At 69.1% G+C, this 24047-nt stretch carries 21 protein-coding genes; 10 read left to right on the plus strand and 11 right to left on the minus strand.

Annotation, left to right across the window (positions count from 1 at the left end):
- Positions 1–129: 129 nt before the first annotated feature.
- The 3 genes from A3IG_RS0113805 to A3IG_RS0113815 all read right to left on the minus strand — a co-directional run bounded on the left by A3IG_RS0113805 (position 130) and on the right by A3IG_RS0113815 (position 2835).
- On the minus strand, positions 130–849 hold the full coding sequence (locus A3IG_RS0113805; RefSeq protein ID WP_018384160.1) for a VanZ family protein: 720 nt from the start codon (positions 847–849) through the stop codon (positions 130–132).
- A gap of 140 nt (positions 850–989) precedes the next feature.
- The gene (locus A3IG_RS29710; protein ID WP_086019943.1) at positions 990–2147 is read right to left on the minus strand and encodes a sensor histidine kinase; all 1158 of its coding nucleotides are present in this window, start codon (positions 2145–2147) and stop codon (positions 990–992) included.
- Positions 2140–2835, minus strand: a complete 696-nt coding sequence (locus A3IG_RS0113815; RefSeq protein WP_026220248.1) for a response regulator transcription factor — start codon at positions 2833–2835, stop codon at positions 2140–2142. Before A3IG_RS0113815 ends, A3IG_RS29710 begins: the two co-directional genes overlap by 8 nt.
- Positions 2836–2923: 88 nt before the next feature.
- Here A3IG_RS0113815 and A3IG_RS0113820 point away from each other — a divergent pair, with 88 nt between their 5' ends.
- Positions 2924–4066 carry a lipid II:glycine glycyltransferase FemX gene (locus tag A3IG_RS0113820; protein ID WP_026220249.1) on the plus strand — a complete coding sequence of 381 codons (1143 nt, stop codon included), beginning with the start codon at positions 2924–2926 and terminating at the stop codon, positions 4064–4066.
- Positions 4067–4073: 7 nt separating this feature from the next.
- Here A3IG_RS0113820 and A3IG_RS0113825 read toward each other — a convergent pair whose 3' ends face one another.
- Positions 4074–5417, minus strand: coding sequence for a UDP-N-acetylmuramoyl-tripeptide--D-alanyl-D-alanine ligase (locus tag A3IG_RS0113825; protein WP_018384164.1), 1344 nt, complete (start codon positions 5415–5417; stop codon positions 4074–4076).
- Positions 5418–5577: 160 nt separating this feature from the next.
- Here A3IG_RS0113825 and vanH point away from each other — a divergent pair, with 160 nt between their 5' ends.
- Genes vanH through vanX form a run of 3 tightly spaced genes read left to right on the plus strand, consistent with a single transcriptional unit; the run spans position 5578 to position 8256 of the window.
- Complete coding sequence (gene vanH / locus A3IG_RS0113830; protein WP_078500459.1) at positions 5578–6618, plus strand: D-lactate dehydrogenase VanH; 1041 nt, start codon at positions 5578–5580, stop codon at positions 6616–6618.
- Positions 6611–7651 (plus strand): D-alanine--(R)-lactate ligase VanA-Sc, encoded by a 1041-nt coding sequence (vanA-Sc, locus tag A3IG_RS0113835; protein ID WP_018384166.1) that lies wholly within the window; start codon positions 6611–6613, stop codon positions 7649–7651. Before vanH ends, vanA-Sc begins: the two co-directional genes overlap by 8 nt.
- The gene (gene vanX, locus A3IG_RS0113840) at positions 7648–8256 is read left to right on the plus strand and encodes a D-Ala-D-Ala dipeptidase VanX (protein ID WP_018384167.1); all 609 of its coding nucleotides are present in this window, start codon (positions 7648–7650) and stop codon (positions 8254–8256) included. Before vanA-Sc ends, vanX begins: the two co-directional genes overlap by 4 nt.
- A gap of 172 nt (positions 8257–8428) precedes the next feature.
- Here vanX and dnaB read toward each other — a convergent pair whose 3' ends face one another.
- The gene (gene dnaB, locus A3IG_RS0113845) at positions 8429–9805 is read right to left on the minus strand and encodes a replicative DNA helicase (protein WP_407701025.1); all 1377 of its coding nucleotides are present in this window, start codon (positions 9803–9805) and stop codon (positions 8429–8431) included.
- A 552-nt stretch (positions 9806–10357) separates the two neighbouring features.
- On the opposite strand from dnaB, the gene A3IG_RS0113850 reads away from it, so the two are divergent.
- Positions 10358–11797 (plus strand): MATE family efflux transporter, encoded by a 1440-nt coding sequence (locus tag A3IG_RS0113850; RefSeq protein WP_018384169.1) that lies wholly within the window; start codon positions 10358–10360, stop codon positions 11795–11797.
- 150 nt (positions 11798–11947) lie between these two features.
- Here A3IG_RS0113850 and rplI read toward each other — a convergent pair whose 3' ends face one another.
- The 4 genes from rplI to rpsF all read right to left on the minus strand — a co-directional run bounded on the left by rplI (position 11948) and on the right by rpsF (position 13665).
- Positions 11948–12394: a 50S ribosomal protein L9 gene (gene rplI, locus A3IG_RS0113855; RefSeq protein ID WP_018384170.1), complete on the minus strand. Its 447-nt coding sequence runs from the start codon at positions 12392–12394 to the stop codon at positions 11948–11950.
- A gap of 17 nt (positions 12395–12411) precedes the next feature.
- Positions 12412–12648, minus strand: a complete 237-nt coding sequence (rpsR, locus tag A3IG_RS0113860; protein ID WP_026220250.1) for a 30S ribosomal protein S18 — start codon at positions 12646–12648, stop codon at positions 12412–12414.
- An 81-nt stretch (positions 12649–12729) separates the two neighbouring features.
- Positions 12730–13305 carry a single-stranded DNA-binding protein gene (locus A3IG_RS0113865; RefSeq protein WP_018384172.1) on the minus strand — a complete coding sequence of 192 codons (576 nt, stop codon included), beginning with the start codon at positions 13303–13305 and terminating at the stop codon, positions 12730–12732.
- A 69-nt stretch (positions 13306–13374) separates the two neighbouring features.
- Positions 13375–13665 carry a 30S ribosomal protein S6 gene (gene rpsF, locus A3IG_RS0113870; RefSeq protein ID WP_018384173.1) on the minus strand — a complete coding sequence of 97 codons (291 nt, stop codon included), beginning with the start codon at positions 13663–13665 and terminating at the stop codon, positions 13375–13377.
- A 468-nt stretch (positions 13666–14133) separates the two neighbouring features.
- Here rpsF and A3IG_RS0113875 point away from each other — a divergent pair, with 468 nt between their 5' ends.
- The 3 genes from A3IG_RS0113875 to A3IG_RS0113885 all read left to right on the plus strand — a co-directional run bounded on the left by A3IG_RS0113875 (position 14134) and on the right by A3IG_RS0113885 (position 16875).
- On the plus strand, positions 14134–14445 hold the full coding sequence (locus A3IG_RS0113875; RefSeq protein WP_026220251.1) for a hypothetical protein: 312 nt from the start codon (positions 14134–14136) through the stop codon (positions 14443–14445).
- A 130-nt stretch (positions 14446–14575) separates the two neighbouring features.
- The gene (locus tag A3IG_RS0113880) at positions 14576–15694 is read left to right on the plus strand and encodes a lipid II:glycine glycyltransferase FemX (protein ID WP_018384175.1); all 1119 of its coding nucleotides are present in this window, start codon (positions 14576–14578) and stop codon (positions 15692–15694) included.
- A gap of 146 nt (positions 15695–15840) precedes the next feature.
- Positions 15841–16875: an alanine racemase gene (locus tag A3IG_RS0113885; RefSeq protein WP_018384176.1), complete on the plus strand. Its 1035-nt coding sequence runs from the start codon at positions 15841–15843 to the stop codon at positions 16873–16875.
- Between the two features lie 160 nt (positions 16876–17035).
- On the opposite strand, the gene A3IG_RS0113890 is transcribed toward A3IG_RS0113885, so the two are convergent.
- Both A3IG_RS0113890 and A3IG_RS0113895 read right to left on the minus strand, forming a co-directional pair.
- Complete coding sequence (locus A3IG_RS0113890; RefSeq protein ID WP_018384177.1) at positions 17036–18571, minus strand: glycosyltransferase family 87 protein; 1536 nt, start codon at positions 18569–18571, stop codon at positions 17036–17038.
- Between the two features lie 187 nt (positions 18572–18758).
- Entirely contained in the window at positions 18759–21047 is a 2289-nt protein-coding gene (locus A3IG_RS0113895; protein WP_018384178.1) for a transglycosylase domain-containing protein, read from the minus strand.
- Positions 21048–22088: 1041 nt separating this feature from the next.
- Here A3IG_RS0113895 and A3IG_RS29715 point away from each other — a divergent pair.
- A complete protein-coding gene (locus tag A3IG_RS29715) occupies positions 22089–22862 on the plus strand; it encodes a PadR family transcriptional regulator (RefSeq protein WP_078500463.1) in 774 nt (257 codons plus the stop codon).
- 44 nt (positions 22863–22906) lie between these two features.
- Positions 22907–23989, plus strand: coding sequence for an inositol-3-phosphate synthase (locus A3IG_RS0113905; protein ID WP_018384180.1), 1083 nt, complete (start codon positions 22907–22909; stop codon positions 23987–23989).
- The last annotated feature ends 58 nt before the right edge of the window (positions 23990–24047 follow it).

A 24047-nucleotide genomic window follows, 5' to 3' on the forward strand; every position in this document is an offset into this window, starting at 1 on the left:
CGAGCCGGCACGGCGCACGTCTGTTCTGTTGCTCACCTGGAAACTGCCACCTGCCGCATGTCGAGCATGAGTTCTCGTCCGGTTTCGTCGGCACGCGGCGCCCCGGCAGCCCGCCGGAGCGAGGACGGGTCAACCCGCCGGTTCCAGAGCCGGCCGGGGCTTGTCGGTCGGCGCTGCGGCCGGGGCGCGCCACCAGCGGCGGGACGCCAGTGCGGCCAGGGCGGCGCCGGTGGCGTTGACCAGTACGTCGTCCACGGAGGACACCCGGTCCAGTTGCAGGACGTACTGGAGCGTCTCGACCAGGACCGAGCAGCCCGCCCCGAGCGCCAGGATCCGCGGCACCGACGCCAGCGCGGTGAACCGCATCGGGGCGAAGAAGCCGAGCGCCGCGAACACCAGCAGGTTGCCGAGGATCCCGAGCAGCCCCATCGTGAGCAGGTCCACCACCGGGACCAGGCTCACCCGGCCGGGGACCTCGCCGGCCCGCGCGCCCGGCATCAGGATCAGCCACACCCACGGCACCGTCCCGTGGACCAAGCCGACCTCGGCCAGCGACCTGCGCCGCGCCCAGGCCGACTCGGTGCCGACGGCCCTCCGGCGGCGCGCCAGGAGCCACACCACCAGCGCGGACAACGGCAGCGCGGCCACCACGCTGAGCACCACACCGTTGAAGGTGAAGAGCCAGGCGTGCCACCCGCCGCGCATGACCAGCGGCACGGACCGCACGAGCAACCGCAGCACGAACACGGCGACCGCCGCACCGGGGATCCCCAGACCGACGAGCACGATCCAGAAGACGATCCTCCGCGCGCGACGGGCCGGGGCTGACGGTGGTGTGTTCTGGTCCATGCCTCAACTGAATACGGAGGGATGTTGCGGTGGCGTATGCGCTTTTCGATACGCTCGCGATACACGGAATCCCCCACTTCAAGGAACCGGCGGGCGCGAGCCGGCTGTGGCATCCAGGACGATCTCGCCGCGGCGTTGTGTCAATCGTGAGGGGATGTCCTGCGTCGCTCAGGTCTGGGCGCCGGCCACGGTCGTTGCGGCGCACCACTGCCATGGTGCGGGGACGCTGTGGGCAGTTCCACAGTGATGCGGAGCCCGCCGGCGGAGCGCGGGGTGATGGTGAGCGTTCCGTCGTGTGCGTGGGTGATGGTCTTGACGATGGCCAGCCCGAGGCCGACGCCCGCCTGGTCGGTGTGTACGCGCTCGGTGCCGCGCTGGAACGGCTCGGTGAGCGTCGAGACCAGCTCCGGGGTGACCTGCTCGCCGGTGTTTTCGACGGTGAGCACCACCGTCCGGGGGCGGACGCTGGTATTCACCCACACGGTGCCCTGTTCAGGCAGGTTGTGGACGATCGCGTTCTGCACGAGGTTCATGGTCAGCTGCAGCAGGAGCGCCGGCGATCCGCTCGTGAGGGCGATGTCGCCGAAGGTCTCGATGGTGACGCCACGCTTTTCCGCGAGGGGGAGGAGCGTTTCGGTGGCTTCTTCCGCCACGAGGGACAGGTCGACGTGTTCGCGGGTGAAGGACCACTGGTCGGCGCGGCTGAGCAGGAGCAGTGCTTCAGTGAGGTCGATGGCTCGGGTGTTGACGGCGTGGAGGCGGTCGATGAGTGGGTCGGTGGCGCGGTTCGGATCGGCGCGGGCCACGTCGAGCAGTGACTTCGAGACCGACAGCGGGGTGCGCAGCTCGTGAGAGGCGTTGGCTGCGAATCTCTGCTGTTCGGCGACGTGTGCTTCGAGCTGCGCGAGCATCGTGTCGAAGGCGTCGGCGAGTTCGCGGAACTCGTCCTTGTGGCCCTGCAGTTGGATCCGGTGGGACAGCGATCCGGCTGCGGCCGTACGGGTGGCGTGGGTGATGCGGTCCAGGGGGGCGAGCATGCGTCCGGCAAGAATCCATCCTCCCAGCAGGCCGAACACCAGGAGGAACGCCATTACTGCGGCTGCCATCGGGGCGAAACCGCGCACGAAGTCGACGCCCGGAGTTTGTCTCCATGCCCCCTCTGGGGTGGTTCGCAGCCACCCCTGTTGCAGGAGAAATACTCCAATGGCGGTGAGCAGCAAGGCACCCGCGAGCATGAGGAATCCGGCGTAGCTGAGGGTGAGCTTGAGGCGGACGCTCAAGCCGGGCTGCCTATCCACGGTCACCACCCCCATGCCCGGCGACGGGTGCTGTGTCGATCCGGTAGCCGACGCCCGGCACGGTGGCGATGACCCAGGGTTCGCCGAGACGCTTGCGCAGCGCCGAGACCGTGATGCGTACGGCGTTGGTGAACGGGTCGGCGTTCTCGTCCCATGCCCGCTCCAGCAGCTCTTCGGCGCTGACGACACCGCCCTCCGCGGCAACGAGGACTTCGAGCACGGCGAACTGTTTCCGCGTGAGCGCGACGTAGCGGCCGTCGCGGTAGACCTCGCGGCGGAACGGATCCAGCCGCAGGCCTTCGATCTCTCGCACGGGAGGCCTGGCGTGCGCACGCCTGCGGTCGAGCGCCCTGAGCCGCATGACGAGCTCTTGCATCTCGAACGGCTTCGTGAGGTAGTCGTCGGCGCCGAGTCCGAACCCGGATGCCTTGTCGTCAAGCCGGTCGGCGGCGGTGAGCATGAGGATCGGCATGCCGCTGCCGGAGGCAACGATGCACTTGGCGATCTCGTCGCCGGAGGGTCCGGGGATGTCGCGGTCGAGGACGGCGATGTCGTAGGTGTTGATGCTCAGCATTTCCAGAGCGGTGTCGCCGTCACCGGCGATGTCGGCCGCGATCGCTTCCAGGCGTAGGCCGTCGCGGATGGCCTCTGCCAGATACGGCTCGTCCTCGACAATCAACACACGCATGTCATCAAGGCTACGAGCCGGCTCATATCGTCGGCGTATCGAAAACCGCATACATGCCGGCAACACCGCGCCGCCTTGACTGGCGGGCATGTTCTCCAGCGAACCAGCACGAACCGGCTTGAGTCTGACCGTCGCGCCGATCAGCGCCGCCGAGCACTTGGCGTTCGTGCGGGCACAGCGGTCGGTCAGCTTCCTGCAGACCCCGACATGGGGCCGCGTCAAAGCCGAGTGGCGCAGCGAGTCCCTCGGCTGGTTCGACGGCGGGCAGCTGGTCGGTGCCGGACTCGTTCTGCACCGCCCGGTGCCGCGGCTCGACCGCTTCACGCTGGCCTATCTGCCCGAGGGCCCGGTCATCGGCTGGACCGGCGAGATCGACGCGTGGCTCGACCCGCTGGCGGCCCATCTCAAGGAGCACGGCGCGTTCGCGATCCGGCTCGGCCCGCCGGTGTGCACGGACACCTGGAGCGCCGCCCAGGTCAAGGAGGGCATCGCCGACCCGGGCATCAAGCGGCTCACCGATCTGCCGAGCGAGTGGGCCGACCCGGTCGGCGCCCGCGTGGCCGGCCGGCTCAAAGACGCCGGCTGGCTGCCGCAGAGCCCCAAGGACGGCTTCGGGGTCGGGCATCCGCAGTTCAAGTACGAGATTCCGCTGGCCGGCAAAACCGAGGACGACCTGCTCAGGGGCATGAACCAGCAATGGCGCCGCAACATCAAGAAAGCGGCCAAGGAGGGCGTCGAGGTCACGGTCGGTGAGGACCTGAAGGCGTTCCACGACCTGTACGTCCACACCGCCGAGCGCGACCGCTTCACACCCCGGCCACTGCGCTACTTCGAGACGATGTTCGCGGCACTGAATGCCGAGGACCCTGAGCGGATCAGGCTCTACCTGGCCCGCCACCAGGGCGACCTGGTCGCCGCCACCATCCTGGTCCGCGTCGGCGCCCACGCGGTGTACGCCTACGGTGCCTCCTCCACCGAGAAGCGCGAGGTGCGCGGCTCCAACGCCTGCCAGTGGGCGATGATCCGGGACTCGCTGGCGGCCCGCTGCGACGTCTATGACCTGCGTGGCATCACCCCCACCCTCGACTCCGACGACCCGCACGTCGGGCTGATCCAGTTCAAGGCCGGCACCGGCGGTCAGGCGGTGCGGTACGTCGGCGAATGGGACCTGCCGCTGCGGCCGATGGTCTACCGGGCCTTCGACCTCTACATGAAGCGGCGCGGGCGATGAACCCGACCTACGCGAGCGCGGCGGCCACTTCGTCGAGGCGCGCCCCGCGGGAGGCCTTGACGAGCACCACATCGCCGGCGGCCAGGTGATTGCGCAGCCAGTCGACGGCCGCGTCGTTGTCGGCCGCCACCACCGCCTGCTCCCCCGCACCGTCGGCGACCGACAGGGCGGCCTCGCCGACCGCGACCACCACGTCGGCCCGGGAGGCGGCGTACTCCCCGACTGCGCGGTGCTCGGCCTCGCTGTCGTCGCCGAGCTCGAGCATCTCGCCGAGGACGGCGATGCGGCGCCCGCCCTCGATCGCGGCCAGCGCGTCCAGGGCGGCGCGGGTTGAGTCGGGGTTGGCGTTGTAGGAGTCGTTGAGCAGCGTCGCGCCGCCGGCGAGGTGGCGCAGCTCCATGCGCCACTTCGACAGCGAGGCGGTGGCCGGCATCGCCGCGGCCATGTCGAGGGGTACGCCGGCCGCCAGCCCCGCGGCCGCGGCAGCCGACGCGTTGAGCGCCTGGTGGGCGCCCACGTGCGGCAGCGCGACGGGAGCCGAGGCGTCGGCGGTCCGCAGTGTGAAGGACGGCCGGCCGAGCCGGTCCAGAGCCAGGCCGTGCACCCGCACGTCGGCGTGGAACGCCCGGCCGAAGGTCAGCACCGGACCGTCGGTGAGCGAGCGCATCGCGGCCACCCGGGGATCGTCGGCGTTGAGTACGGCGGTGCCGCCGGGCGCCAGCCCCTGCACCAGTTCGCCCTTGGTCTTGGCGATGGCCGCTCGCGATCCGAACTCGCCGAGGTGGGCCTGGCCGACGTTGAGGACGACGGCGATGTCGGGCGCGACCAGGCCGGTGAGTTCGGCGATGTCGCCGACGTGGCGGGCTCCCATCTCGAGTACGAGGAACCGGGTGGCCGCGTCGGCGCGCAGCATGGTGAGCGGCACACCGAGCTCGTTGTTGAACGAGCCGGCCGTGGCGATCGTCGGCCCTGTGCTCGACAACACGGCCGCCAGCAGGTCCTTGGTACTGGTCTTGCCCTGCGAACCGGTCAGCCCGACAACGGTCAGCCCGTCGCGCAGCCGGCCCACGACGTGGGCGGCGAGCGCCTGCAGCGCGGCCTGGGCGTCCTCGACGACGACGGTGGGCAGCGGCGTGGGCCGGGAGCCGAGCACGGCCACGGCGCCGGCCCGGCCTGCCTGCTCGGCGTAGTCGTGGCCGTCGACGTGCTCGCCGGTGAAGGCGACGAAGAGGCTGCCCTGTTCGGCCTGCCGGCCGTCGAGCACGGCCGGCGCGGTCACCGTCACGGAGCCGTCGCCCGAGATCGTCCCGTCGACGACCGCGGCGATCTCACCGAGGCTGAGCGGGATCACGCCGAGGCCTCGCGGGTCTCGGAGAACGGGTGCGGGAAACGCGGGATCTGATGGGCCGATCAACATAGTCATGTGCTCGACGCTACCGGCCTGTTGCATATCGTCGGCGTATCGAAAACCGCATACGCTCCTGCAACATCCCGTCACCTTGACTGTCGGCATGGCCTACAGCGAACCAGCCCGAAAAGCGGCCGACCGCCCCCGATCGCCGGCGAACTCGTCCTCCTCGGCCGCCCCGGCAACGGGTATCACTGTCTACGGATGCGGGCAGGACGAGGCCGCTCTGTTCCGGGAGATGGCACCCCGCTTCGGCGTCACAGTCACCATCACGGATGCGGCGGTATCCGAAGCCAATACCGGACTGGCCTCCGGAAATCGGTGCATCAGCGTAGGTCATAAGACCCGGATCACCAATCCCGCACTTCTCGCCCTCAGCCGAGCCGGCGTCACGTACATCTCCACACGGAGCATCGGCTGCAACCACATCGATGTGGAATACGCGGCTAGCGTCGGAATCTCCGTCGAAAATATCGCCTACTCACCCGACAGTGTGGCCGACTACACACTGATGCTGATGCTGATGGCGGTACGGAACGCGAAAGCCACTGTGCGCCGCTCGGACCGCCACGACTACCGGCTGAACGAGGTGCGCGGAAAAGAACTGCGCGATCTGACCATCGGGGTCGTCGGAACAGGACGCATCGGCACGGCGGTCGTGGAAAGGCTGCGGGGTTTCGGCGGTCGAATACTTGCCTGTGACCGTCGCCCCAAGACGGCTGCCGACTACGTTTCCCTCGATGAGTTGCTGCGGCTGAGCGACATCGTGACGCTCCACGCGCCGCTCACCACGGATACGCATCATCTCCTTGGCCGTCAACGGATCGAGCAGATGAAACACGGCGCTTTCATCATCAATACCGGACGCGGTTCCCTGATCGACACCGAGGCCCTCGTTTCGGCGCTGGAAAACGGCCGATTGGGCGGTGCGGCGCTGGATGTGATCGAAGGAGAAGAAGGCATCTTCTACGCCGACTGCCGCAACAAGCGCATCGAAAGCAAAGCGTTGCTGCGGCTGCAGGAGATGCCGAACGTGCTCATAACTCCGCACACCGCGTATTACACGGACCACGCCCTGAGCGACACGGTCGAAAACTCCATGGCCAACTGCCTGAAATTCGAAAGAAGGAATCAGCATGGCTAGACTGAAGGTCGGAATCATATTCGGCGGCTGCTCCGAGGAGCACCCTGTCTCCGTCAAGTCCGCGCGCGAGGTCGCGCGGAATCTCGACGTCGAGAAGTACGAGCCGTTCTACATCGGGATCACGCAGGGCGGTGACTGGAGGCTCTGCGACGGGCCTGACACGGACTGGGAGAAGGGCAACTACCGCCCGGCCGTGCTGTCACCGGACCGGAGCGTCCGCGGACTGCTCGTCCTGGACCAGGGGCGGTACGAGACGATCGCCCTGGATGTTGTGCTGCCGGTGCTGCACGGCAAGCTCGGCGAGGACGGCGCGATACAGGGTCTCCTCGAGCTCTCCGGCATCCCCTACATCGGCTGCGACATCCAGAGTTCCGCGCTGTGCATGGACAAGTCCCTCGCCTACCTCGTCGCCGGAAGCGCGGGAATCGCCACGCCGAATTTCTGGACCGTCACGGCGGACAAGAACATCGATCCCGACCGGATCACCTTTCCCGTCTTCGTGAAGCCGGCCCGTTCGGGGTCGTCCTTCGGCGTCAGCAAGGTTTCCCGGAAGGAAGAACTGCTCAGTGCGGTGGAAACCGCCCGGCAGTACGACTCGAAGGTGCTGATCGAAGAGGCCGTCGCCGGCAGCGAGATCGGATGCGCCATCCTCGGGAACGAGCTGGACCTGATCGCGGGACAGGTGGACCGCATCGCACTCTCCCACGGCTTCTTCAGGATCCATCAGGAGGACCGGCCCGAGACCGGATCCGACAACTCCGTAGCCATCGTTCCCGCCGACATTCCGGAAGAGTCGCGATCGCTCGTCCAGGAGAAGGCGAAGGCCGTCTACCGCGTCCTGGGATGCCGGGGACTGGCGCGAGTGGACATGTTCCTCAAGGAGGATGGCGAAGTGGTCCTCAACGAAGTCAATACTTTTCCCGGTATGACCTCGTACAGCCGTTATCCGAGGATGATGGCGGCCGCGGATCTGCCGCTCGCCGAAGTGATCGCCCGGCTGGTGTCGCTGGCACTGACGGGGAAGCTCCGATGAACAAGGACTTCGCCTTCGTGGACGAGCTCGTCCCCGGAATACGCTGGGACGCCAAGTACGCCACCTGGGACAATTTCACCGGCAAGCCGGTGGACGGCTACCTGGCGAATCGCATCGTCGGCACGAAAGCCTTGTGCGCGGCTCTGGAGAAGGTGCAGAAAAAGGCCCGGTCCATCGGCTTCGGCCTGCTGCTCTGGGACGGCTACCGCCCGCAACGCGCCGTGGACTGCTTCGTGCGCTGGTCGCAACAGCCGGAGGACGGCCTGACGAAGCCACGGCACTATCCGAACATCGACAGATCCGACATGTTCGAGATGGGATACGTGGCCACCAAGTCGGGCCACAGTCGGGGCAGCACCGTGGACATGACGCTGTATCACCTGGATACCCGCGAACTTGCCTCCATGGGTGGTGGTCACGACCTGATGGATTCCCTCTCCCATCATGGGGCAACGGGGATCGGGCAGGTCGAAGCGCGAAACCGGGAACACCTGCGTTCCATCATGGAAGGCTGCGGTTTCAGCTCGTACGAGTGCGAGTGGTGGCACTACACACTGAACGACGAACCTTATCCGGACACCTACTTCGATTTTCCCATCACGTAGTTGGGGTCCCGGTAGTACTCGCTGAAAAAACAACGGAGTAGCCCCTGACCTGGCCCGTTGCTGTGGAGCCGGTGGCTCGTTGGGGATTTCCATCCCCGTGTCCTATTGGCCACGCAGTGGCCATCGCTGATGGAAAGTGGCCACGGAATCTGGAAACCTACAACACGGCCGCTCACGTCTGCGCCATGTCCACGAAGCGGGAGTAGTGCCCCTGGAACGCCACGGTGATGGTGGCGGTGGGGCCGTTGCGGTGCTTGGCGACGATCAGGTCGGCCTCGCCGGCGCGGGGTGACTCCTTCTCGTAGGCGTCCTCGCGGTGCAGCAGGATGACCACGTCGGCGTCCTGCTCGATGGAGCCGGACTCGCGCAGGTCGGAGACCATCGGCTTCTTGTCGGTGCGCTGCTCGGGACCACGGTTGAGCTGGGACAGGGCGATGACCGGCACCTCGAGCTCCTTGGCGAGCAGCTTCAGGCTCCGGGACATCTCCGACACCTCCTGCTGGCGGCTCTCCGCCCGCCGGGAGCCGCCGCTCTGCATGAGCTGGAGGTAGTCGATGACGACCATCCGCAGGTCGTTGCGCTGTTTGAGCCGCCGGCACTTGGCCCGGATCTCCATCATGGTCAGGTTCGGCGAGTCGTCGATGTACAGCGGTGCCTGGGTCACCTCGGGCATCCGCCGGGCCAGCCGGGTCCAGTCGTCATCGGTCATGCTCCCGGACCGCATGTGGTGCAGGGCCACCCGGGCCTCCGCGGAGAGCAGCCGCATCGCGATCTCGTTGCGCCCCATCTCCAGCGAGAAGATGACGCTGGGCATGGAGTGCCGGATCGAGCAGGCCCGGGCGAAGTCGAGCGCCAGGGTGGACTTGCCCATCGCCGGCCGGGCGGCGACCACGATCATCTGCCCCGGGTGCAGGCCGTTGGTGAGCGAGTCCAGGTCGGTGAAGCCCGTGGGCACCCCGGACATCTGGCCGCTGCGGGAGCCGATGGCCTCGATCTCGTCGAGCGCGCCCTCCATGATGTCGGCCAGCGGGGCGTAGTCCTCCGAGGTGCGTTGCTCGGTGACGGCGTAGATCTCGGCCTGGGCGGAGTTGACGATCTCGTCGACGTCCCCGTCCGCCGCGTACCCCATCTGGGTGATGCGGGTGCCGGCCTCGACCAGGCGCCGCAGGACGGCCCGTTCGTGGACGATCTCGGCGTAGTACTGGGCGTTGGCGGCGGTGGGGACCGAGGAGACCAGGGTGTGCAGGTAGGAGGGACCGCCGACGCGGGTGATCTCGCCGCGTTTGACCAGCTCTGCGGCGACGGTGATCGGGTCGGCGGGCTCTCCCCGGCCGTAGAGGTCGAGGATCGCGGAGTAGATCGTCTCGTGGGCGGGACGGTAGAAGTCGCTGCCCTTGATGACCTCGACCACGTCGGCGATGGCGTCCTTGGACAGCAGCATGCCGCCGAGGACGGACTGTTCGGCGTCGATGTCCTGCGGGGGGACGCGTTCGAAGGCCCCGGGACCCGGGGCGGGCCGGCTCTCGGAGCGGAAGCGCGGGGAGGGCAGGGAGCCGAGCTCCTCCTCCGGGGGCGGCTCGTCCGGCCAGTGGTCGTCCGGTGGGGGGGTGCCACCGCCCGCTCCACCGTGCCCGGCACGAGTCACCCGGCCATCTCCTCCCCGTCCGCGCGGCGAACCACGTACCGGACTGCGCCCCTCTTTCTTACGGCACGGCTCGGACACCACGGGCGCCGTCCGCCTTCGGCGCGTCGGTTCCAGGACAGCGCGCAGCGGCCCACGCTAAGGCCCTCAGCACCGTCAGCCAAGATGGTTATCCACAGGCCATGTGGATGACAGCGGCAACTCTGTGGAGAACTCGCCCCAACCTGTGCACAAGGCGGGGGAAGACTCTGTGGACAACCCTTCGAAGATGACTTGATCAAGCGACTGACCTGCTGGTTTTCCATCCACCGGCTGTGTACGAGAAAAACTTCTCCCTGGGGAGCAAGATCGCGACAAACGGTGCGCGCGCCGTCACCAGAACGACACCAAAGTAATAGTCACCAATGAATTCTGTCTCTTACCTGTGGACGACCGCCCCGAGCCGACTACCGTGGGTGGATGTCCCCTGCCGCAACGACCCCAGGCCCCCCAGGTCCGCGCGAACGTCGGCACGACCACCCCTCCTCCGACAGCGCCCGTCCCCCGGACGGAGGCGGCCCCACCGGCCCCGCTCCGACGGGTCCCGCCCGGGCCCGTGGCCATGACCGGGAGATCATCGCCCTGGCCGTCCCCGCCTTCGGAGCGCTGGTCGCCGAGCCGCTGTTCGTGATGGTCGACTCGGCCATCGTCGGTCATCTGGGCACTCCACAGCTTGCCGGATTCGGTGTCGCCGCAGCGCTGTTGACCACCGCCGTCGGCCTCTTCATCTTCCTCGCCTACGCCACCACCGCCGCGGTGGCCCGCCGGATGGGCGCCGGAGACCTGCGGTCCGCCATCCGGCAGGGCATCGACGGCCTGTGGCTGGCCGCGCTGCTCGGCGCACTGGTGATCGCGGTGACCCTGCCCACCGCGCCGGCGCTGGTTGACGCCTTCGGCGCCTCCTCCACCGCGGCCCCGCACGCCGTGACCTACCTGCGGATCAGCTCCCTGGGCATCCCGGCGATGCTGCTCGTCCTGGCCGCCACAGGAGTGCTGCGGGGGCTACAGGACACCCGCACCCCGCTGTACGTCGCCGTGGGCGGCTTCACCGCCAACGCCGGGCTCAACGCGGCACTGGTGTACGGAGCCGACCTGGGCATCGCCGGGTCGGCCTGGGGCACCGTCGCCGCCCAGTGGGGCATGGCCACCGCGTACGTGGTGGTCGTGGTCCGCGGGGCCCGGCGGCACGGCGCGCCGCTGCGACCCGAGCTCGCCGGCATCCGGGCCAGCGCCACCGCCGGTGTGCCGCTGCTGGTGCGCACCCTCAGCCTGCGCGCGGTGCTGCTGATCGCCACCGCCGTCGCCGCACACCTGGGCGACACCGAGGTGGCCGCGCACCAGATCGTCCTGACCCTGTGGAGCCTCCTGGCGTTCGCCCTGGACGCCATAGCCATCGCCGGGCAGGCCATCATCGGCCGCCACCTCGGCGCGGGCGACGCGGAGGGGGCGCGGGCGGTGTGCCGGCGCATGGTGCGCTGGGGCATCGTGTCGGGTGTCGTCCTCGGCGGACTGCTCCTGGCGGCGAGGCCGTTGCTCACCCCCCTGTACACGTCGGACGCCGAGGTCCGCGCGGAGCTCATGGCGGCGCTGCTGGTGGTGGCGCTGGCGGAACCGGTCTGCGGGATCGTCTTCGTCCTGGACGGGGTGCTGCTCGGCGCCGGGGACGGCCGCTACCTGGCCTGGGCGTCGCTGGGCACCCTGGCGGTGTTCCTGCCCGCGGCGCTGGCGGTGCCGGCGGTGGGCGGCGGACTCACCGCCCTGTGGTGGACGATGAACCTGTTCATGCTGGCCAGGCTCGCGTTCCTGTGGACCAGGGCCCGCTCGGGCCGTTGGGTGGTGACCGGGGCGGTCCGCGCCTGAGCGGAGGGCACCGCGGGGGAGGCCCAGGACGGGGAAAGGTGGGGACACGACGCCGGGCCCGCGCTCCCGGTGAGGGGAACGCGGGCCCGGCGTGCGGTTCGGGAACAGTCCCGGTGAGACGCGGAGCGGGAGGGCCCGCCCCTGGGTCCGTCAGGCCGCGGTGACCTCGATGTCGAGGGTGGCCGCGACCTCCGGGTGCAGCCGCACGGTGAAGCTGTGCGAGCCGACCGACTTGATCGGCGCGCTCAGCTCGATGCGGCGCTTGTCCACCGCGGGGCCGTCGGCCTCCTTGATCGCCGCGGCGATGTCCGCCGGGGTGACCGAACCGAACAGCCGGCCGCTGTCGCCGGCCCGGGTGCGCAGCCGCACCTTGACCGCCTCCAGACGGGCCTTGACCGCGTTGGCGTCCTCGAGCGTCTGGATCTCCCGGACCCGACGGGCCCGGCGGATCTGCTCGACGTCCTTCTCGCCGCCCTTGGTCCAGCGGATCGCGAACCGGCGCGGGATCAGGTAGTTGCGCGCGTAACCGTCCTTGACCTCGACGATGTCGCCCGCGGCACCGAGGCCGCTGACCTCGTTGGTGAGGATGATCTTCATGCCTTGGTCCCCCTCTCTCAGCGAGCAGTCGAGGTGTAGGGCAGCAGCGCCATCTCCCGGCTGTTCTTCACGGCCGTTGCGACATCGCGCTGGTGCTGGGTGCAGTTGCCGGTGACCCGGCGGGCACGGATCTTGCCGCGGTCGGAGATGTACTTCCGCAGCAGGTTCGTGTCCTTGTAGTCGACGTAGGAGATCTTCTCCTTGCAGAACACGCAAACCTTCTTCTTCGGCTTGCGCACAGGCGGCTTCGCCATGGTGCCTCTCCCAAGAGGTTCAAGAAGTGGGGGTGGGGACCGGGACGCCGCGGGGCGCACCGGTCATCAGCCCCGAGGGGGCTAGAAGGGCGGTTCGTCCGAGTACCCACCACCGCCACCGCCGGACGGAGCCCCGCCCCAACCGCCGCCCTGGCCGCCGGAGGCCGGAGCCCCCGTCGCCCACGGGTCGTCGCTTGGGGCACCGCCCGACGGGCCGCCCTGCGGGCCACCGGCCGGGGCGTCGCCCCAGCCACCGCCCGAGGGGCCGCCGCCGTAACCGCCCTGGCCGCCCCGTCCCCCGGTCTTGGTGACCTTGGCGGTGGCGTACCGCAGCGAGGGGCCGATCTCGTCGACCTCCATCTCCACGACCGTCCGCTTCTCACCGTTGACCTCGTAGGAGCGCTGCCGCAGCCGCCCCTGGGCGACCACGCGCATCCCACGCTGCAACGACTCCGCTGCGTTCTCCGCTGCCTGCCGCCACAGCGAGCAGCGCATGAACAGCGCCTCGCCGTCCTTCCACTCGTTCGACTGACGGTCGAAGGTGCGCGGGGTGGACGCGATGGTGAAGCTGGCGACGGCCGCACCGCTTTGCGTGAAGCGCAGCGCGGGGTCGTCGGTCAGGTTGCCAACGATGGTGATGACGGTCTCGCCTGCCATGACGGGTGACCTCTCGGCGGTGTGCTGGCGTTTCGGTGGTGTACCCGGTGCCGGACTGAGCCCGGGGGCTCAGTGCGTCGCCGGGCGGAGGACCTTGGTCCGAAGCACCGACTCGCTCAGGTTGAGCTGGCGGTCGAGCTCCTTGACGACCTCGGGCTGTGCGTTGAGGTCGATGACCGAGTAGATGCCCTCGGACTTCTTCTTGATCTCGTAAGCGAGGCGCCGACGGCCCCACGTGTCGACCTTCTCCACCTTGCCGCCGCCATTGCGGACGACGGCCATGAAGTTCTCGATGAGCGGGGAAACCGCCCGCTCCTCGAGATCCGGGTCGAGGATCAGCATCAGCTCGTAGTGACGCATGCGTGAACCCACCTCCTCTGGACTCAGCGGCCACGGTCTCTCCGTGGCAGGAGGGTTGTGTTGCGTCGGCAACGGTACTGCGGGCAACGATAGTGGGGGCCACTGACAGACCCCCGAGGACCGGTGACAGGCTCCCGCCTGTCCGGGCGGCCCGAAACAGACACCGATGCGGAAGGTACAGCCTACCGGTACCCGGCCCGGGCCCTGGCACCCGCCCGCACCAGCGCGCTCGCCGGCCGCTCCGGGGCCGACCCCGACCCCGGCCCCGTCCGCGGAAGATCCACGAGCGCGGGACCCGCGGAACGGGAATCATGGGTCTCCGGAGCCGTCCCCCCGGGCGCCGGGGCCGGGGCCGCACCCACGCGGTGGGCAGGAGTTCCGGTGGGCAGGGGCTCCAGTGGGTAGGGGAACGGTGACGGCGACGTACGCCGGGGGGGCCAGACCGGAAACCACCAAGTGGAGGTGCCCATGGCACACACGATCCGGCATCTGTCCGAGCGAACGCTGAACACCGACGGCAGGACGCATCCCAAGGAGAACGCCCTGACCATGGCCACCGCTGTGTTCGGGGTCGTCGCGCTGGTCACCGCGTTCTGGCCGGGCCTGCACCTGCTCAGCTCCTGGACGGGCCTGGCGGGGCTGCTCACCGGCGGGGTGTCGCAGATGGTCTCGGCTACCACGGGTGAGCGATTCGTCACGGTGGTGGGCATGGGCGCGGCCGGGGTGGGCTTCTTCCTCGGCATGGCCCACGGGGGCCTGTTCGGCGGCGTGGTGGGCTGACCGCGGGTCGGTCCGGCACCCTCCGGGCGTGGCGGAAGCTCGCCCAGAGGCCCTCCTACCCGGCCGCGGGCGCCACGGGGTCACAGTAGGCTGCGCCTCGACAGCCTTGCACCCCCGAGGAGCGCCGCGCATGACCCTGAGCCTGAGGACGATCAGCCGCGAGGAGCACCTGGCTTTCATCCAGAGCCTGCCCTCAGCCAGTCACATGCAGGTTCCCTCCTGGGCGGACGTCAAGTCGGAGTGGCGCTCCGAGCGTCTGGGCTGGTTCGACACCACCGGACAGCTCGTGGGCACCGCCCTGGTCCTCTACCGGCAGCTCCCCAAGCTGAAGCGGTACCTGGCGTACATGCCCGAGGGGCCCGTGATCAACTGGTTCGACCCCGATCTTGACCGGTGGATGAAGCCCATGCTGGCGCATCTGAAGTCGGCGGGGGCGTTCTCCGTCAAGATGGGCCCGCCCGTGGTGATACGCCGCTGGGAGGCCGCGGCGATCAAGGAGGCCATCGCCGGCAAGCAGGCCAAGCGCCTGCGGGACGTGCAGGCCACCTTCATCGAGCCGCGGGCCTTCGAGGTCTCCGACCGGCTGCGCCGGATGGGCTGGCAACAGGGCGAGGACGGCGGCGCCGGCTTCGGGGACGTCCAGCCGCGCTACGTGTTCCAGGTCCCGTTGGCCGGACGCTCCCTGGAGGACGTGCACCGCGGGTTCAACCAGCTCTGGCGGCGCAACATCAAGAAGGCCGAGAAGGCCGGCGTCCAGGTGTACCAGGGCGGTTACGACGAGCTGAAGATCTTCCACGAGCTGTACGTGGTGACCGCCCAGCGGGACGGCTTCCGCCCGCGCCCGCTCAGCTACTTCCAGCAGATGTGGAAGGCGCTGAGCGCGGAGGACCCCAACCGGATGCGGCTGTACCTCGCGGTGCACGAGGGCGAGGTGCTGGCGGCGACGACCATGCTCGTGGTCGGCGAGCACGTCTGGTACTCCTACGGCGCGTCCGCCAACCACAAGCGCGAGGTGCGGCCGAGCAACGCCATCCAGTGGCGCATGCTCTGCGACGCCTACCACCTCGGGGCCTCCGTCTACGACCTGCGGGGGATCGGTGACAGCCTGGACGAGAACGACCACCTCTTCGGTCTCATCCAGTTCAAGCTGGGGACCGGGGGGTACGCCGCCGAGTACATCGGCGAGTGGGACTACCCGCTGAACAAGCTGCTGCACAAGGCGTTGGACATGTATATGTCCCGCCGCTGACGCCGAGCGCCGCCTCGCCCCGGGTCCTCCCCGGGGCGGGCGTGTTCTCGAAGCGGTCCCGCGCGGTCCCGCCCCCAGTCACCCCGGTCATCGACCCCCGTCATCGAGCCAGCGAGTCATCGAGCCAGCGAGAGAGGCAAGCACCCATGGCGCTCACGCTCTATGTGGACACGGAACGGTGGCGTGCCCACATCAAGTCCGTGCTCGGAGCCTTCCCCGGACTCGTCCCCGTCGCCAAGGGGAACGGCTACGGCTTCGACAACGTCCGGCTCGCCGAGGAGGTCACCCGCTTCGGGGCCAACCTGCTCGCCGTGGGCACCACCTACGAGGCCGCCAGGGTCAAGGACTACTTCGACGGCGACCTGCTGGTCCTCACCCCCTACCGGCTGGGTGAGGACCCGGTGCCGCTGCCGGACCGGGTGATCCGCTCGGTGTCGTCGGTGGAGGGGGTGCGCGGCCTGGTCGGCGCCCGGGTCGTCATCGAGGTGATGAGCTCGATGCGCCGCCACGGCGTGACCGAGGACGACCTCGGCAAGCTGCACAGCGCGATCGAGGGGGTGCGGCTCGAGGGCTTCGCCATCCACCTGCCGCTGGACCGCACCGACGGCAGCGACGCGGTGGACGAGGTGACCCGGTGGATGGACCTGCTGCGCGGGGCGCGGCTTCCGCTGCACACCATGTTCGTCAGCCACCTGAAGGAGGAGGAGCTCGGCCGGCTGCAACAGGAGTACCCGCAGACCACCTTCCGGGTCAGGATCGGCACCCGGCTGTGGCTCGGTGACCACGACGCCACCGAGTACCGGGGGGCGGTCCTGGACGTGACCCGGGTCGCCAAGGGCGACCGCTTCGGTTACCGGCAGCAGCGGACCTCCTCGGACGGCCACCTGGTGGTCGTCGCCGGGGGGACGTCGCACGGGGTGGGGCTCGAGGCGCCCAAGGCGATGCACGGGGTGATGCCGCGGGCCAAGGGCGTGGCCCGGGCCGGCCTGGCGTCCGTGAACCGCAACCTCTCGCCGTTCGTGTGGGCGGGCAAGCAGCGCTGGTTCGCCGAACCCCCGCACATGCAGGTGAGCATCCTGTACCTGCCCGCGGACGTGGCGCCCCCCGCGGTGGGCGACGAACTGGTGGCGCAACTGCGGCACACCACCACGCACTTCGACCGGCTGGTGGACCGGCGCTGACCCCCGCGCCGGCCCCACCCGGAAGAACCCCACAACGCTGACGTCACCGCGCGGCGCCCCGCCGAAGCGTCCGGTCCCGGGGCGTTCAGTCCCGGGGCGTTCAGTCCCGGGGCGTTCAGTCCCGGGGCGTTCAGTCCCGGGGCGTCCGGTCCCGGGGCGTTCAGTCCCGGGGCGGAGCGGACGGGGGAGGCGGCGGGGATGAGGGCGGGGCGGTCGTCCCCCAGTGGACCTGGGGGACGGGGGGGCCGGCCAGCGGCGGCAGGGCGCCCCCGCCCGGGGAGCGGTCGACGGACCGCAGGGCGAAGGCGTCCGGGGCACCGTCCAGGACCCCACCGGACGGGTCGTCCGAACCGTCGGCCCGGACCGGGTCGCACTCCGGCACCAGGACGTCCCGGACCACCAGCGCGCAGAACCACAGGGTGCCCAGCAGGTGGACCGCGATGGCCAGGTGGTAGCCGCCCTCGGTGAGCCCGCGGCCCTTCTCGGAGACCGTGTCCGCCAGGTACATCCACACCCCGAGGAAGTAGGCCGCCTCGGCGACCTGCCAGATCAGGAAGTCACGCCAGCGGGGGCGGGCGAGAGCGGCCAGCGGGATCAACCACAGCACGTACTGCGGCGAGTACACCTTGTTGGTCAGCGCGAACGCCGCCACCACCAGGAACGCCAGTTGGGCGAACCGTGGGCGGCGCGGCGCGTACAGGGCGAGCACCGCGATGCCCGCGCAGGCCAACAGCATCGCGGCGGAGGCGTAGGCGTTGAGGTGGTCCAGGGCCTCGTGCCGCTGCTGCATCAGGATCAGCCAGAACGTGCCGTAGTCCTCGCCGCGTTCCTGGCTGAAGGTGTAGAACTTCGACCAGCCGTCGGTGGCCGGGATCATCACCGGCAGGTTCACCAGGAGCCACGCCGCCACCGCCCCGCCGAACGCGGTCCCGAACGCCCGCAGCCGGTTCGCCCGCAGGCACAGCAGCAGCAGCGGCCCGAACAGCAGCACCGGGTACAGCTTGGCGGCGGTGGCCAGGCCGAGCAGGACGCCCGCCCAGCCCGGCCGGCTGCGGGACCACAGGCACATGGCGAGCGCGGTCAGCGCGACCGCGAGCATGTCCCAGTTGATGGTGCCGGTGAGGGCCATCCCGGGAGCCAGGGCCACGAGCAACGCGTCCCAGGGCCTGCGACGGTGGGTGCGGGCCACCGCGACCACGGCGACCACGGCCAACACCATCAGCAGCGAGGCGTTGACGAACCAGAACATCCGCGCCTCGTCCTGGAGGTCGCCGTCGTCCGGGGTGAGCCAGGCGGCGAGCTGCATCAGCCCCCCGGTGAGCACCGGGTACTCCAGGTGGTCCATCCCGTTGGACAGCTCGGGGGGGATCTTGTCGAAGTAGGGGTGGAGCCCGTCGGCGAAACCGCGCCCCTGGTACAGGTGGGGGATGTCGGAATAACAGGCGTGCGTGTACTGCGCGTTGGCCCCGAAGAACCAGTCACCGTCGTAGCAGGGGTACTTCTGGACCATGCCCAGCGCGAACATCACCACCATGACGACCGCGAGCACCCGCACCGGCGTCCACCAGCTCACGCCGAGCGCGGCCCGCCGTCCCGGCGGGCCGCCGATGAGCTCGCTGCCACTGGCCGCGACGGCGTCCTCGGTGGTCGGCGACACCAGGAGGTCACCGCTTCGGTCATCGCGCTGGCTCGTCATGCGGCAATCCTGCCCTACCGGCCCGGGCCGCCGCGCCGACGTCCGTGCACCCGTGCACGCGGGCCCACGGGCCAGGGCCGGGGGCAGACGCCCGAATGCGCGGCACGACAGCGAACGGCCACGGCGAGCCGAGGCTCGCCGTGGCCGCCGGGTGCCCCGAGCCGGGGCCAAGGCCGTTCGAGGACGGCTAGGGGCTGGTGTCCCCCTGGCCGCGGATCCAGCCGATGGTCTCGGAGTCGCTGGGTGACGGGTCGGTGGAGCCTCCGGGACCACCGTTGCCGTTGCCGTTGGTATTGCCGTTGGTGCTGCCGCTGGTGTCCCCGTCCGGCGGGCAGTTCCAGTCCGTCGGCGAACAGCTCGAGGACGGCGGCGGCGGGGTGCTCGGCTTGTTCGGCTTGGAGGGCTTGGTGCTCGGCGTGTCCTCGGGGGTGGACTGGCTCTCCTCGGGCTCCGGGTCCTCGGTCTCCTTCACCGGCGGGGCGGAGGAGGTGACGCCGGCACCGTTGGCCACCTTCTCGTTGAGCGGCCCCGGCTTGTCGAAGTCCTTCTTCGGCTTGCCCTTCAGGGCCGCCTTCATGTACTCGGTCCACACCTCGGTGGGGAAGTCACCACCGTGGATGGAGTCGAAACCACCGGTGCCGTTCATCGACAGCAGCTTGGGCTCGCCGGGCTTCTCGCGGTACATCGCCACCGCGGTGGACAGCTCGGGGGTGTAGCCGACGAACCACGCCGACTTGTTCTTGTCGGTGGTTCCGGTCTTGCCCGCCGCCGGGCGGCCCAGCTTCTTGGCCTTGGTGCCGGTGCCGTTCTCCACCACGTTCTGGAGCACGTCGGTGACGGTGTCCGCCACGTCGCTGTCCATCGCCTGGCGGGTCTTCGGCTTCTCGAAACCGGCCAGTTCCTCGCCGCCCTTGACGACCTTGATCACCGAGTACGGCTCCACCTGCCGGCCGTGGTCGGCGAAGGTGGCGTAGGCGTCGGCCATGCGGATGGCGCTCGGCGTGGAGGTGCCCAGCGCGAACGAGGCGTTGATCTCGCTCATGCTCTCCTCGGAGATCCCCGAGTCCTCCGCGAGCTTCTTCACCTTCTCCATGCCGACGTCCATGCCGAGCTGGACGAACGGCGTGTTGATCGAGTGCTGCATGGCTTCGTAGAGGGTGATCGGACCCCAGGGGTAGTCACTCTCGTTCTGTTGGTAGAACGGCGTGCCGTCCTTCTTCAGCACCGGCTTGCCGCTCTGGTCGTAGATCTTGATGTTGTCGTTGCCGAGGTACTTGCTCTGCGGCGACAGCGGCTGGCCGCCGGTCTTGTAGGTGCCCTCTTCCATCGCGGCGGCGAGGACGAACGGCTTCCAGGTGGAGCCGACGGGCACGCCCCGGGTGTCCGCGTTGTTGGTGAAGTGCTCCTTGTCGTAGCCGGGACCGCCGTAGAGAGCGATGATCCTGCCGTCTCCCGGCACCACGGAGGCGGCGCCGACCTGGACGTACTTGTCCTTCTCCCGCTTCTTCGGGTCGAGGTACGTCTTGCTGACCTTGTCCACGGCCTTCTGGAGCTTCGCGACCTTGTCCTTCTCGAACGTGGTGTAGATGCGGTAACCACCCCGCTCCAGGTCCTTCTTGGTGAGGCCGCTCTTCGCCATCTTCAGCACGTAGTTCTCGGCGGTCTCCATCAGGTAGCCGACCTGGCCCGCCTGGCCCTCCGTGGCCTGCTGCTTCTTGGGCTCGGGGAACTTGTAGGAGTCGGCCTCGGCCTGTTCCAGCTTGCCGTTCTTCACCATGAGGTTGAGGACGTCACGCCACCGACCCGTCACGCGCTTGCGGTTCTGCTCGGGGGTGGCGCTGGCGCCCACGCCGCCGTCCGGGTTGTACAGGTTGGCGTTCTTCAGCAGAGAGGTGAGGAACGCGCTCTCGTTGGCGTTGAGGTCCTTGGCGTCCTTCTGGTAGTAGGCCTGCGAGGCGGCCTGGATGCCGTAGGCCCCGCGCCCGTACCAGGCGGTGTTCAGGTACCCCTGGAGGATCTCCTCCTTCTGCTGGGTGGTGCCCACCTTGATGGAGATGAACATCTCCTTGAGCTTGCGGTTGAGGGTCTGGCTCTGGTCCAGGTACGTGTTCTTCACGTACTGCTGGGTGATGGTCGAGCCACCCTGGGTGTCACCACCGGTGGCCATGTTGAACATGGCACGGGCGATGCCCTTGGGATCGACACCGGGATCGTCGTAGAACGAGGCGTTCTCCGCGGAGATCACCGCGTCCTGCATGTGGATGGAGATCTCCTTGAGATCGACGATCTGCCGGTTGGTCTCCCCCTTGGTGCCCATCACCGTGCCGTCGGCCCAGTAGAAGACGTTGCTCTGCTGGGTGGCCGCGGCCTTGGCCTCGTTCGGCACGGTCACCAGTGACAGCGCGATCAGGAAGGCACCGACCAGGGAGCCGACGAACGCCAGGGACAACCCGGAGACGAGCTTCCAGGACGGCATCCAGCGGCGCAGTCCGGTGCGCCCGGTGCGCGGGTAGTCGATAAAGCGGTGGTAACCGGTCTTCCTCGGCGGCGGGCCGCTCCGACCGGTCCGGCCGGGACCGTGGCCCGGCTGTCCCGGCGCTGCGGCCCTGCGGCGTCCGCCCCGCGACGAGGCGGCCCGCGCAGCCCGACGTGCCTCGGCCCGCCCGCCAGGGGGGCGCCCACCCGGTGGGGACTGCGACTGGTGGGAGCCGGCTCCCTGGCCGGCCGGACCGTGGTGGCTGCCGGCCCCATGATCGGGAGCCGCACGCCGACCGGACGGCGGTTGCCCCCCGTGTCGCGCGGCTCGACCGCCGCTGTTCGAGGCAGGCGGCTTCCGACGGTGCTCGCTCATGCTCCAGGTACTCCTCGGCCGGGCATCAACGCCCGATGGCGGCGGTGGTCTTCCGGGCCCCCCGATGCCCGTTCCCGAGACACGCGAGCCGGCTCACCCGGCAGGGGGCGGTGACGCCACGAAGGGTCCCACGGTTCCCAGAGTTCGCGTGTTGCATGGAGCACAGCGTACGCATCTCCAAAACCTGCCAGACCACGGTTTTCCGACCATAGTGGGCAGTTGCCCCCTGGAGAACTTCCATGTGACGCGGTTCACCGGACTTCCTCTTGCCCCATCCAGATCACCGTTCTATCGTCCTGATGTATCGAGTCGATACATCGCAGTGGAATACCGCCGACAGAACGGGGAACCCGATCACCAACCGGGAAGCCCCAGGAAGTCGAAAGTAAGCACAGAACGGACATCGATCGGGCGGAGCCTGGGACACCGGACACCGCCCCGGAGCACCGACCCAGGACAACGGGCCCGGAGCACCGGACCGCGGCGCGCGAACGCCGCGGGAGCAAGGACCAGACGGAGGTCCACGAAGAAGCAGCCGGCCAGACGGACAGTCAGGAGACTTGATGACCAAGGCGACTGACGCCCCGCCAGCCACTCCGACAGGCGTCACGACCGCGGACACCCCTACAGTGGGCGTCCCAACAGCAGACAAGGGGGATGCGGGCCATGAGCAGACGATCGAACATGCTCGAGTTCGCGGTCCTCGGTCTGCTGCGGGAGTCACCGATGCACGGCTACGAGTTGCGCAAGCGGCTCAACACCCTGCTCGGAACGTTCCGCGCGTTCAGCTACGGCACGCTCTACCCGTGCCTGAAGGCGCTGGTCGCCAAGGGATGGTTGGTCGAAGAGGACAGTCCCCACCCGGATCCTCTCGCGGCACCGCTGTCCGGCCGGCGGGCGAAGATCGTCTACCGGCTCACCGCCGAAGGGAAGGAGCACTTCGAGGAGTTGCTCACCAATTCCGGGCCGGACGCCTGGGAGGACGAGCACTTCGGGGTGCGCTTCGCGTTCTTCGGCCAGACGGACAGGTCCGTCCGTATGCGGGTGCTCGAGGGACGGCGCAGCCGCCTCGAAGAGCGCCTGGACAAGATGCGGGCGTCACTCGCCCGCACCCGGGAACGGCTCGATGACTACACGCTGGAGCTGCAACGCCACGGCATGGAGTCGGTCGAGCGCGAGGTGCGGTGGCTCAACGAGCTCATCGAGACCGAGCGGGCGGGACGCGAGGCACGTCCGTCCACCGGTCCCGAGCCGTCCGCGCCCCGGGGCACGTCGGGTGCCGTGTCGGGAAGCGGCCCACGGGGCCGGGGCCCGACGCGTCCCGCCGGCCCGGAAGCCGGCGACACCGCCAACGGCTTGATCAAAACTGACCTCACCGACACGGGCGGCACAGCCCGGGACCGGGCATCCGGCCCCGACCCGTCCGACACCACCACATGAGGTTCGCCGCCGCGGACCTCGACAGACCACAGGGAGCATCCGGAATGGGTTCGGTTCGCGTAGCCATCGTGGGCGTGGGCAACTGCGCCGCGTCGCTGGTGCAGGGCGTCGAGTACTACAAGGACGCCGACCCGGACAGCCGCGTGCCCGGCCTGATGCACGTGCGGTTCGGCGACTACCACGTGCGGGACATCGAGTTCGTGGCCGCGTTCGACGTGGACGCGAAGAAGGTCGGCCAGGACCTCGCAGACGCCATCGGGGCCAGCGAGAACAACACCATCAAGATCTGCGACGTCCCGCCGACCGGTGTCACCGTCCAGCGCGGACACACCTACGACGGCCTGGGCAAGTACTACCGCCAGACCATCGAGGAGTCGGCCGACGAGCCGGTCGACGTGGTCCAGGTGCTCAGGGACCGCGAGGTCGACGTGCTGGTGTGCTACCTGCCGGTCGGTTCCGAGGACGCCGCCAAGTTCTACGCCCAGTGCGCGATCGACGCCAAGGTGGCGTTCGTCAACGCCCTGCCGGTGTTCATCGCGGGCACCAAGGAGTGGGCGGACAAGTTCACCGCGGCTGGCGTGCCGATCGTCGGCGACGACATCAAGTCCCAGGTGGGCGCCACCATCACCCACCGGGTGCTGGCCAAGCTGTTCGAGGACCGCGGGGTCGTCCTGGACCGCACCATGCAGCTCAACGTGGGCGGCAACATGGACTTCATGAACATGCTGGAGCGGGAGCGCCTGGAGTCCAAGAAGATCTCCAAGACCCAGGCGGTCACCTCCCAGATCCCCGACCGGGACCTCGGCGCGAAGAACGTGCACATCGGCCCGTCCGACTACGTGGCGTGGCTGGACGACCGCAAGTGGGCGTACGTGCGGCTCGAGGGCCGGGCCTTCGGTGACGTGCCGCTGAACCTCGAGTACAAGCTCGAGGTCTGGGACTCCCCCAACTCCGCCGGCGTGATCATCGACGCGCTGCGCGCTGCGAAGATCGCCAAGGACCGCGGCGTCGGCGGCCCCATCCTGTCGGCGTCCTCCTACTTCATGAAGTCGCCCCCGGTGCAGTACTTCGACGACGAGGCGCGGGAGAACGTGGAGAAGTTCATCCGCAACGAGGTCGAGCGCTAACACCCCAGGGACCCGAGACACCCAGGGACGAGACACCCCAGGCACCCGCACGCCCCGG

The sequence above is a fragment of the Wenjunlia vitaminophila DSM 41686 genome, from assembly GCF_000380165.1.
GTDB lineage: Bacteria > Actinomycetota > Actinomycetes > Streptomycetales > Streptomycetaceae > Wenjunlia > Wenjunlia vitaminophila.

What these genes read in the sequence shown, in the direction of transcription:
- rplI (WP_018384170.1), bottom strand. Translation starts at nt 12,394, where the DNA reads ATGAAGATCATCCTCACCAACGAGGTCAGCGGCCTCGGTGCCGCGGGC.
- A3IG_RS0113890 (WP_018384177.1), bottom strand. Translation starts at nt 18,571, where the DNA reads ATGACGAGCCAGCGCGATGACCGAAGCGGTGACCTCCTGGTGTCGCCG.
- A3IG_RS0113895 (WP_018384178.1), bottom strand. Translation starts at nt 21,047, where the DNA reads ATGCCGTCCTGGAAGCTCGTCTCCGGGTTGTCCCTGGCGTTCGTCGGC.
- vanH (WP_078500459.1), top strand. Translation starts at nt 5,578, where the DNA reads ATGGCCTACAGCGAACCAGCCCGAAAAGCGGCCGACCGCCCCCGATCG.
- A3IG_RS0113880 (WP_018384175.1), top strand. Translation starts at nt 14,576, where the DNA reads ATGACCCTGAGCCTGAGGACGATCAGCCGCGAGGAGCACCTGGCTTTC.
- A3IG_RS0113815 (WP_026220248.1), bottom strand. Translation starts at nt 2,835, where the DNA reads ATGCGTGTGTTGATTGTCGAGGACGAGCCGTATCTGGCAGAGGCCATC.
- A3IG_RS0113875 (WP_026220251.1), top strand. Translation starts at nt 14,134, where the DNA reads ATGGCACACACGATCCGGCATCTGTCCGAGCGAACGCTGAACACCGAC.
- vanA-Sc (WP_018384166.1), top strand. Translation starts at nt 6,611, where the DNA reads ATGGCTAGACTGAAGGTCGGAATCATATTCGGCGGCTGCTCCGAGGAG.
- A3IG_RS0113905 (WP_018384180.1), top strand. Translation starts at nt 22,907, where the DNA reads ATGGGTTCGGTTCGCGTAGCCATCGTGGGCGTGGGCAACTGCGCCGCG.
- vanX (WP_018384167.1), top strand. Translation starts at nt 7,648, where the DNA reads ATGAACAAGGACTTCGCCTTCGTGGACGAGCTCGTCCCCGGAATACGC.
- A3IG_RS0113850 (WP_018384169.1), top strand. Translation starts at nt 10,358, where the DNA reads ATGTCCCCTGCCGCAACGACCCCAGGCCCCCCAGGTCCGCGCGAACGT.
- A3IG_RS0113805 (WP_018384160.1), bottom strand. Translation starts at nt 849, where the DNA reads ATGGACCAGAACACACCACCGTCAGCCCCGGCCCGTCGCGCGCGGAGG.
- A3IG_RS29715 (WP_078500463.1), top strand. Translation starts at nt 22,089, where the DNA reads ATGAGCAGACGATCGAACATGCTCGAGTTCGCGGTCCTCGGTCTGCTG.
- rpsF (WP_018384173.1), bottom strand. Translation starts at nt 13,665, where the DNA reads ATGCGTCACTACGAGCTGATGCTGATCCTCGACCCGGATCTCGAGGAG.
- rpsR (WP_026220250.1), bottom strand. Translation starts at nt 12,648, where the DNA reads ATGGCGAAGCCGCCTGTGCGCAAGCCGAAGAAGAAGGTTTGCGTGTTC.
- A3IG_RS0113865 (WP_018384172.1), bottom strand. Translation starts at nt 13,305, where the DNA reads ATGGCAGGCGAGACCGTCATCACCATCGTTGGCAACCTGACCGACGAC.
- A3IG_RS0113820 (WP_026220249.1), top strand. Translation starts at nt 2,924, where the DNA reads ATGTTCTCCAGCGAACCAGCACGAACCGGCTTGAGTCTGACCGTCGCG.
- A3IG_RS0113885 (WP_018384176.1), top strand. Translation starts at nt 15,841, where the DNA reads ATGGCGCTCACGCTCTATGTGGACACGGAACGGTGGCGTGCCCACATC.